Raw genomic sequence first — 9,478 nt, forward strand, 5'->3', positions numbered from 1 at the left:
TGCGCGCTATGTCCGGAAGGGGCACTAACTATGACAACGGTCATCGGGGTGGACGTCGGCGGCACCTTCACCGACCTCGTCCTCCACGACGCGGCGACCGGCGAGATCAGGGTCGCCAAACAGGCGACCACGCCGCGTGCGCCGGAGTCGGGGGTGCTCGCCGCCGTGGACGCCGCGGTCCCGGCGGAGTCGCTCGCCCGCTGCGCTCATTTCGTACACGGCACCACGGTCGGGCTCAACGCGCTCCTCGAGTCCACCGGGCCTAGAGAATCAGGGCCGAGGAATCGCGTACCCGGGGTGGAGAAACCCGGGGTGGAGAAACGCGGTGCGGTCGTGGGGCTGGTCACGACGGCGGGCTTCCGCGACGTGCTGGAAATCCGGCGGGGCGACCGCGATGACCCCTATGACCTGTTCTGGACTCCGCCGCCGCCCCTCGTACCCCGGCGGCTGCGGGTCGAGGTCGACGAGCGGGTGGCCGCGGACGGCGGCGTCGTCCGCGAGCTCGATCCGGCAGGCGTACGGCAGGCCGCCCGGCTGTTCGAGGCCGAAGGCGTGGACGCCGTCGCGGTCGTACTGATCAACTCCTACGTCGATCCCGGTCACGAACTGCGGGTCGCGGAGCTGCTCAGGAACGCCGGGTTCACCGGGCCGATCTCGCTGTCCCACGAGATCTCCGGGGAGTACCGGGAGTACGAGCGGACCTCCACCACGGTCGTGGACGCCATCGTGCGCCATCGGATGGGTCCGTACCTGCACAACCTCGATCGCGAGTTGCGGGCGCGCGGCTTCACGGGCAGGCTGCTCGTGACCCGGTCGGGGGGCGGCGCGCTGACGCTGGACGAGGCGGTGGCCAGGCCGTTCGAGACGATCCTGTCCGGACCGGTCGCAGGCGCCGCCGCCACCGCGAGGCTGTCGGCCACCCTCGGCATCGGTACGGCCATCGCCGCCGACGTGGGCGGCACGAGCTTCGACACCGCGCTGGTCGAGGATGGCAGGCTGCCGCTGCTGTTCCAGGGCGAGGTCGTCGGCCTGCCGCTGCAGAGCCCGTGGGTGGACGTACGGTCGGTGGGCGCGGGCGGCGGGTCGATCGCCTACGTCGACCCCGGTGGCCTCCTCAGGGTCGGACCGCGCAGCGCCGGCGCCGTCCCCGGGCCCGCCTGTTACCTGCGCGGCGGTGCCGAGCCGACCGTGACGGACGCCGCGCTGCACCTCGGCCTGATCCCCGCGGGCCGCATTTCCGGCGGGATCTCGCTGTCGGCGGGCGCGGCGGCCCGGGCGCTCGCGCCACTGGCGGGGCCGCTCGCGCTGAGCGGGACGACGGGGCCAACGGAGTCGACCGGGACCGAGGGCGTCGACGCGGTCGCCGAAGGCGTCATCAGGATCGCCTCCGCCCACATGGCCCAGGCGGTGCGGGGGGTCACCGTCGAGCGGGGAGTGGATCCCCGCGGGGCCGCCATCGTCGCCTTCGGCGGAGCCGGGCCGATGTTCGGCTGCCTGCTGGCCGATGAGCTCGACGTGGACACGGTGATCGTTCCGCCCAACGCGGGCAACTTCTCCGCGGTCGGGCTGGTCCAGGCCGACATCGTCCGTTCCGCGGCCCGCACACTCGTGCGCGCCCTGGACGGCGAGGCGCTGCCGGTGATCGAGCGGCTGGCGGACACCCTTTTCAAGCGGCTGACGGCGGTCGAGCGATCGACGGCGGTCGAGCCCTTGACCGCCGACGACGCGGTCCGGGAGGTCGACCTGGATTTGCGCCATCGGGGGCAGGAGCACACGCTGACCATCCCGCTGCGGCCGGGGGAGGACGACGTCGAGTCCGTCACCGCCAGGTTCTCCGACGCCTACCATCGGACGTTCGGTCACCGGCTCCCCGACCCGCTCGAGGTGGTCACCGTACGGGCGACCACCAGGGTGGTGCTCGACGCGGACCGGCCGCCGGTCCCCGCCCCGGCGGCCGGCGACACGGCACGGAGCCTGACCCGCCTGTGGTCCTTCCGGCGGCGGGCCTGGGCCGAGGCTCCCGTGGTGCGGCGAAGCGCGGTGGACGGCCCGTTGGAGGGGCCCGCCCTCGTGCTGGAACCCACCGCGACGACCTACCTGGACGCGGGCTTCACCGCCGAGGCGCACCCGGGCGGCTGCCTGATGATCAGACGGAAGGACCGCCGATGAGCGATCTCGTACGCACCCGATACGTCGAGGTGAACCCGGGGCTGGCAGAGGGAGCCGACCCGGTCACCACGGAGATCATCCGGCAGGGCCTGAACGCCGCGGCCGACCAGATGAAGCAGTCGCTGATCCGCACGGCCTTCTCCCCGATCATCTATGAGGCGCTGGACTTCGCCGTCGCCTTCTACGACGCCGACATGTGCATGCTCGCGCAGGCCCCGACGCTGCCCGCGTTCATGGGGACGCTCGGCTTCTGCGTGCGGGAGGCCGTCGACGGCGTCGGCGGGCCGGGGGCGCTGGGCCCCGGCGACGTGATCCTCTACAACGACCCGTACGGCACCGGCTCGCACCCGCAGGACGCGGCGATGATCGTGCCGATCTTCCACGACGACGTGCTGGTCGGCTACTCCGCGATCAAGGCGCACTGGCTGGACATCGGCGGCAAGGACCCCTACTGCACGGACACGATCGATGTCCACCAGGAGGGGACGATCTTCCCCGGTGTCAAGCTCTACGACGCCGGCCGCCTGGTCAGCGACATCTACCGGATGATTCTGGCCAACAGCCGGATGCCGGAGATGGTCATCGGCGACATCAACGCGATGGTGGCCGGGGCGCGTACGGGAGCCGAGGCGCTGGCCGCGCTGGTCCGCCGCCATGGCCTCGGCACGTTCCGGCGGTCCGTCGCCCGGATGTACGCCCACGGCGAGGCGCTCGTACGCGGCTGGTTCGAGCGGCTGCCCGACGGCGTCTACCGGGCCTCCAGTTTGATCGACTCCGACGGGGTGAACGACGGGCCGATCCCGTTCGGCGTCAAGGTCGCCGTCAGCGGCTCATCGGTGACCGTCGACCTCACCGACTGCCCCGATCAGGTCGGCGGCCCGGTGAACTGTCCGCTGCCGTCGACGGTCGCGGCCGTTCGGATCGCGATCGCCTTCCTCGCCGGCGCGGGCGAGCAGCCGAACGAGGGCCATTTCCGCCCGCTGGAACTGGTCACCCGGCCCGGCTCGCTCTTCCATCCGGTCCGTCCGGCCCCGTGCTTCATGTACGGAATTCCGTCGGACCACGCCATCGAACTGATCATCCGGGCGCTGGCGGAGGCCGTACCCGACTCGGTGCCCGCGGCGAGCGGCGGCGACATCAACGCGCTCGTGTGGTGGGGGAACCGGGAGGCGACCGGCGAACCCTGGGCGGACGGTGCGCCGCATCCCGTCGGGCAGGGGGCCTCACCCTCCGGCGACGGCGCGAGTGCGCTGATGTACATCTCCGAGTCGGCGACCCGGTTCACCCCGGCGGAGGTCTGGGAGTCGAGGAACCCCTGGCGGATCGAGCGGCTGGCCCTAGCCGAGGACTCCGGGGGCCCGGGACGGCACCGCGGCGGCCTCGGGCTCGACCTGTCCTTCCGGGTGCTCGAGGACCAGTATCTTACGGCGGGCCTGGCCAGAACGGCACTCGAACCCTGGGGGCTGGCCGGGGGACTGCCGGGCCGGCCGAACCGGCTCACCGTGGAGTATCCCGACGGGCGGGCGGAAGACTTCTCGCTCAAGACGCGGATCTTCCTGCCCAAGGGCTCGGTCGTGCACCTGCGCACCGGGTCGGGCGGAGGGTACGGCCCGCCTGCCGAGCGCGACCCGCTGGCCGTGCTGGCCGACCTGCGGGAGGGGTACATCACCCGCGATCACGCCGGGCGGCACTATCCGCACGCGTTCTGAGGGATGAGCCGGCGCGGCTCCCCGTCACAGCGCGCGCAGCCCGCTGATGACCTCGCTCAGAATGCCGGCGTTGGGCAGCCGGGCCACGTTCGCCGGCGGGCGCACCTGCACGAGTCCCTGCTCGTGCAGGTCGCCGACGAGCACCCGGACCACGCCGAGCGGCAGGTCGATGGCGGCCGCGATGTCCACCACCGACCTGGGACGGGCGCACACGCTGAGGATCATCCACTGCTCGGGACCGAGGCTGACCGGCGTGAGCCCGCCGGTCGCGGTCACGATGGCCACGAGGTCGATCGCCTTGTTGGACGGCTGGACCCGGCCGCGGGTCAGGGCGTAGGCCGGGACGACCGGCCCCGCCTCCTCGTCCAGCCACTGGTCCTGCGTGCGCTCCGTCACGATCCCTCCTCGCCCGGCCTGTCGGTGTTCTGGTCTCCCCGCCGGAGCGCGGCAAGGATGATGTGCTCAGGCGTGACCTCCTCCTCAGCCAGGAGCGTGAGGTCGGGGTCCTTCGGGACGACGATGAGGGTGGCTGGGATGAGCACGATGGCGGTGGTTCCTCCGTAGGGGGAGGGCCGGAGCGTCACCTTCGCCTCCCTGCGGGCGGCGAGTCTGGCGACGACGAACAGCCCCATTCGGTCGGTGTCCGCGAGGTCGAACTCCGGCGGGTCGGCCAGGCGCTCGTTGATCTCCGCGAGCCGGTCGGGCGTCATGCCCAGTCCCCGGTCCTCGATCTCCACGGCGAAGCCGGTTCCGACCAGCTCGCCACGTACGGTCACGGACGTGTGCGGCGGCGAGTAGACGGTCGCGTTCTCGATCAGCTCTGCGATGAGGTGGATGATGTCGGCCACCGCGGCGCCGTCGACCGCGTGATCCTCCATCGGGAACACGTTCACCCGGGCGTAGTCCTCCACCTCGGCGGCGGCGCCGCGGACCACGTCGTACATCGGGATCGGCCTGCGCCAGGCCCGGCCGGGCGTCGCGCCGGACAGGATGATCAGGCCTTCCGCGTGGCGGCGCATGCGGGTCGTCAGGTGGTCGAGACGGAACAACTCCTCGAGGGTCTCCGGCTCGGTCGTGTGGCGCTGCATGCTGTGAAGCTGGGTCCGCTGCCGGTGTAGCAGTGCCTGGCTGCGCCTGGCGAGGTTGAGGAAGACCTGGCTGACACCACGCTGGAGACGGGCCTGCCCGATCGCGGCCTCGACCGCGGACTGCTGAACCGTGGAGAACGCCTGCCCCACATCCCGGATCTCGCTGGTACGGCCGGTCGTCGTGAGCGCGGGCGCCTCGATCGCGACGTCGACGTCGTCCCCCCTCTTGAGCTTTTCCAGCACGCGCGGCAGCCGTACGTTGGCCAGGTCCAGCGCGGCCTGCCGCAGACCGGCCAGGTCCCGGGCGAGGCGGGAGCCGAAGCGCAGCGAGATGAGGATCGAGGCGACCACCGCGAGGAGGCCGCAGCCGCCGACGACGACGGCGCGCGCCAGGATCGAGTCGGCGATGGGCGCGGCGCGGTCGGCGAGGCGCTTGGCGGCCTCCGTCTGCGCCTTCTGGAACGACCCGGCCAGGTGGTCGGAAGTGGCCTGCCAGACCCGCTGGTTGCGGGCGGTGATCGGGGACCCCGAAATGATCTTCTCTTCCTGCAGCCGCAGCCGCTGATAGAGCGGTGTGGTGATCAGGTTGACGTGCATCTGCCGCAGGCCGGTGTCCAACTCGGGCAGAGCCTGGTCGATGAGGAAGCGACGATTGCCGACGAGCTGGGTGAAGAGCTTGCGCTCCTCGTCGGTCATGCCGCCCGACGCGGCGGCCGCGGCCTCGATGGCCTGTTCCCTGGTCAGCAACTCCTTGGCGTACCCCAGCGAGATCACCACACGTGACTGCTGGTAGATCGGAATGTCGTCGATGATCGCCAGGCCGTAGTGCATCCGGTAGATGCTGTCGCTGACCAGATTGTAGGTCTCGATGGCGCGCAGGCGGTTGGCGACGCCCTCGTCGATCTCTCCGCGGATCTCGTCCAGGCGGTCGAGCCCGGCCAGCATCTCGTCCACCTGGGCGCGCATGGCGGGCGTTGTCGCCCCCCGCGACGCGTCCGACAGGGCCAGCCGCCGGACGTCGTCCCGCGCCTCGTTGGTGTGCACCCGCTGGGTGTTCATATCGGTACGGCCCGCGTCCGCGGGGCGGCCGAGGTAGCGGGCCGACACGAGGCGTTCGCGCTGAAGTTCGACGATCAGCCGGTCGGCGGGCTGGCGCAGCGTGGTCCACAGGGTGTCGTAGGTGCGCAGGCGGAGACTGTCGCCGATGGTCACACCCGCTGTGACCACCCAGAGGGCGACCAGTGAGAAGAGCGGCACCAGGAGCAGGCCGATGAGCCTGACCCTGATAGGCCGGTCCCGCCTACGAGGAGGCATGGCACCTCGTCCCGATGTGGTGACATGAGCTTCGGGGAAGCCCTTGAGACAGCCAGAGAGGTTATCAGTGCGACGTGTCAAATGAGAGACGTGCGATGTGATGACAGGAAATATCGCACCTAATCGTGATCTTGCAGTAGCTTCGATCATGGTAACTCATGTCGGAAAGAAAGTCGCACCGGATGCGCCGTTTCCTTGTTTCGAGGGTCCTCGCCGTGCTGGCGCTGCTGGCCCTCGCCGGCTGCGGTGGAGGCGAGGTCCGCGACGACTCGGCCTCGGCCGACAGTTCGATCAGCGGCTCACCCGCGGGAATGCCCGCCACGAAGGATGCGACATTCGTCTACCTGGACAATCTCGACATCGTCACCGACTGGGACCCGGCGAGCTCGTACTCGAACGAGATCAGCGCGATGCAGAACATCTACGACTCGCTGACCGTCTACAACCCGCTGATCAAGCGGGCGGGTCCACGGCTGGCCGAGAGCTGGAAGGCGTCGCAGGACGGCAAGACGTGGACGTTCACGCTGCGGAGCGGGGCCGTCTTCCACACCGGCCGACCGGTTGACGCGGACGCCGTGAAGGCTTCAATCGAGCGGACCAAGCGTATGGCCGCTGGTGCCGCGTACATCTGGGACCCCGTTCAGAAGATCACTGTGCTCGACCCGCTCACGGTCCAGTTCACGCTCAAGTATCCGGCGCCGCTCGACCTGATCGCCTCCGCTGACTACGCCGCGTACATCTACGACACCGAGGCAGCCGGTTCCGGCGACCTCAAGAAGTGGTTCCAGCAGGGGCGGGACGCCGGCTCGGGGCCGTACACGGTGGCGAGCTGGCACAAGGGCCGGGAGAAGGAGCTCGTCCTACGCGCCTTCGACGAATACTGGGGCGGCTGGGACGGCCCGCACTACAAAAACGTCGAGTATCGCGTCGTCCCCAACCAGAACACCGCCTGGCAACTCCTGCTGCGCGGCGAGGCCAGCTTCGTGGAACGGCTCAACCCCTCGCTTTTCCGGCGGGCCAAGGCCACGGCCGGAGTGCGCACGCTGCAGGTGCCGTCGTTCCAGAACATGCTCGTGCTCTTCAACAGCGCATCCGGCCCACTGCGTGACGTACGGCTGCGCAAGGCCGTGCAGAAGGCGATCGACTACGACGGGGTGATCGCGGCGCTGAAGGGAGCCGGTGACCCGGCGGAGGGTCTGGTGCCGGAAGGCCTACTCGGCCACGTGCCCGGCATGCGCCCCCGTCAGGACCTGGAGAGAGCGGAGGAACTCCTACGGGAAGCCGGGTACGGCCCGGGCGGCCGGGAACTGCGCCTCACCCTTACATATGCCGAGGGCGACAACGACGAACAGATACTCGTCAGGCTGCTCGACAACGCTCTGAGCGAGCTGAACGTCAAGGTCGACGCCAGGGCCATGCAGTGGAACGCGCAGTGGAACCAGGCCAAGTCAGCCGACCCGGCCAAGCGCCAGGACATCCTCGTCATGTACTGGTGGCCCGACTACGCCGACGCCTACTCGTGGTTCCTCAACGTCTTCCGTAGCGCCGATCCTGTGTCCTTCAACCTGACCTACTTGAAGAACAAGGACATCGACGACCGGATCGACAAGCTTCAATCACTCCTGGCCACCGACCGTGAGGCCGCCCAGAAGGAGTACGCCGGTCTGCAGACCGACCTGATCGACAAACGCGCCGTCGTCGCCGCTCCCTGGGTGGTCAACTACCAGCGGGCCTACCTCGGCAACGTCAGCGGCTATGCCGACAACCCGGCCTATCCCAACGTGGTCTTCGTGCACCAGCTCATCCCGACCGCGTGACGGCGATCCCCGTCTCGATCGGAGATCGCCGTCGCCGGGTCGTCGCCAGGTCTGAGAAGGTCGAAGGAGAAGGGAGGTCGAGGAGAAGGAAAACGTCAACCTCTGAGCTTGCGGCTCATGCCCCCGCAGTAGCGGCCACCTGACTGGCGCGGTCCCCGCCTGCCCGGCTCATCCGCCCGCGGCACCAAGGCCTGTGTCCGACCGGCATCAGAGAGGATGCGCTCAACGGGCTCTCCGGAAGGAAGCTGGGCGTGCTTGGCCAGCTCGTGCGCCAGGAAAGTCAGTGGTGCGGGGTCCCCCGCCGCCTCCGCGGCCACGGTGGCACGGGCGGCGGTCAGCAGTCGCAGATAATAGGAGCGCAGCGTGACCTCCCGCATGCGCACCTGCTCCAGGTCGTCGAGCAACTCACCGGCAAGCTGAAGCAGGTCGCTGCCCGGGCGCCTGCCCTCGGCTGCGATGTGTGCACGAATGTCGTCGAACTCCGACCGCGTCATGATGGCCACCTCCACCGGTGAGAGTCCGGGCGGCCAGGTTGGCGCCGAACGGAGACTCTCGCATGCTGTTCGTAACGCGGGGCGATTGCGGACGGCTTGACGTTGGGTTGCGCGGGGAGACGGATCCACGGAAGGAATCCGTCGGCGACCGGAAGCCCTCTCGTCTCGAGAACGTTCACCTGCATGTCCGTCACCCCCTCAATCCTTCGCGCCTCGCCGGCGTCATCGCCGCGGCGCTATGTAGATGCTTGAGCGACGGATCTGGTTGTCCCAGGGGCTCGCACATTTTGCCGAAAATCCGGGCACGAGTTGGTGAACGTCTCGGTGAACGCGTCGCGATCGGCGGGCAGCCCCTGCCGCCGCTGCGGGACCCCGGTCCGCCGCAGCGAGATGCCGTCGGCCATGAACCGGGGGACCGAGCCGTACGAACGGCTGGTCTTCTGGTGCCCGGCGTGCCAGCCGGGGTGACCTTCGATGAACCCCGGGCCGACGGGGTTCAGGTGCGGGACCGGGGCAGCTGGTTGCTACGGGTTGCGAGTCGCGGTGGGCGGTTGGGTGCGGCGGGAACGGGCGGCTGCTCCGGCCGACCGTGATAGTCGCGCTCTGGTGCATGAGGCCTCCGGCCTCCCCTGGCGCGGTGGTCTCGGGCACGGTTATGCGGTGCTCGGTAGGCGTGACACGACTTGGATGTCGGACGTTGTCGGTGTCGGGCTCTGGTAGTCTCGTTGGGCCGGTGTGGTTCGGCGGATCCCATTTCTGATCATCTTGGTGGTCTGGTGTGTGGGATGTGTCGGGTACGGTTGCCGGTGCCTCTTCTTCTTCTCCTGGGTTTTGGATCTGCTGCGGTTTGCGTGGCGGGGCCGGACCGGGTAAGTTAGAGGGGTTGC

The 9,478-nt window shown here is 69.5% G+C and carries 7 protein-coding genes; 4 read left to right on the plus strand and 3 right to left on the minus strand.

What is annotated here, in order from left to right; all coding sequences use genetic code 11:
* Positions 1-30 precede the first annotated feature (30 nt).
* Positions 31-2,169 (plus strand): hydantoinase/oxoprolinase family protein, encoded by a 2,139-nt coding sequence (locus ACFHYQ_RS28570; RefSeq protein ID WP_394304249.1) that lies wholly within the window; start codon positions 31-33, stop codon positions 2,167-2,169.
* Positions 2,166-3,878, plus strand: coding sequence for a hydantoinase B/oxoprolinase family protein (locus ACFHYQ_RS28575; RefSeq protein WP_394304250.1), 1,713 nt, complete (start codon positions 2,166-2,168; stop codon positions 3,876-3,878). Before ACFHYQ_RS28570 ends, ACFHYQ_RS28575 begins: the two co-directional genes overlap by 4 nt.
* 24 nt (positions 3,879-3,902) lie before the next feature.
* On the opposite strand, the gene ACFHYQ_RS28580 is transcribed toward ACFHYQ_RS28575, so the two are convergent.
* On the minus strand, positions 3,903-4,274 hold the full coding sequence (locus ACFHYQ_RS28580; RefSeq protein ID WP_204018725.1) for a DUF742 domain-containing protein: 372 nt from the start codon (positions 4,272-4,274) through the stop codon (positions 3,903-3,905).
* Positions 4,271-6,280, minus strand: coding sequence for a sensor histidine kinase (locus ACFHYQ_RS28585; protein WP_394304251.1), 2,010 nt, complete (start codon positions 6,278-6,280; stop codon positions 4,271-4,273). The genes ACFHYQ_RS28580 and ACFHYQ_RS28585 overlap by 4 nt, the downstream gene beginning before the upstream one ends.
* Positions 6,281-6,438: 158 nt before the next feature.
* Here ACFHYQ_RS28585 and ACFHYQ_RS28590 point away from each other — a divergent pair, with 158 nt between their 5' ends.
* Complete coding sequence (locus ACFHYQ_RS28590; RefSeq protein WP_394304252.1) at positions 6,439-8,097, plus strand: ABC transporter substrate-binding protein; 1,659 nt, start codon at positions 6,439-6,441, stop codon at positions 8,095-8,097.
* A 95-nt stretch (positions 8,098-8,192) separates the two neighbouring features.
* Here the strand turns inward: ACFHYQ_RS28590 and ACFHYQ_RS28595 are convergent, their stop codons facing one another.
* Entirely contained in the window at positions 8,193-8,591 is a 399-nt protein-coding gene (locus ACFHYQ_RS28595; protein WP_394304253.1) for a hypothetical protein, read from the minus strand.
* Positions 8,592-8,915: 324 nt separating this feature from the next.
* On the opposite strand from ACFHYQ_RS28595, the gene ACFHYQ_RS28600 reads away from it, so the two are divergent.
* Complete coding sequence (locus ACFHYQ_RS28600) at positions 8,916-9,059, plus strand: hypothetical protein (protein ID WP_394304254.1); 144 nt, start codon at positions 8,916-8,918, stop codon at positions 9,057-9,059.
* Positions 9,060-9,478 lie beyond the last annotated feature (419 nt).

It is taken from the genome of Sphaerimonospora cavernae, assembly GCF_042435035.1.
GTDB lineage: Bacteria > Actinomycetota > Actinomycetes > Streptosporangiales > Streptosporangiaceae > Sphaerimonospora > Sphaerimonospora cavernae.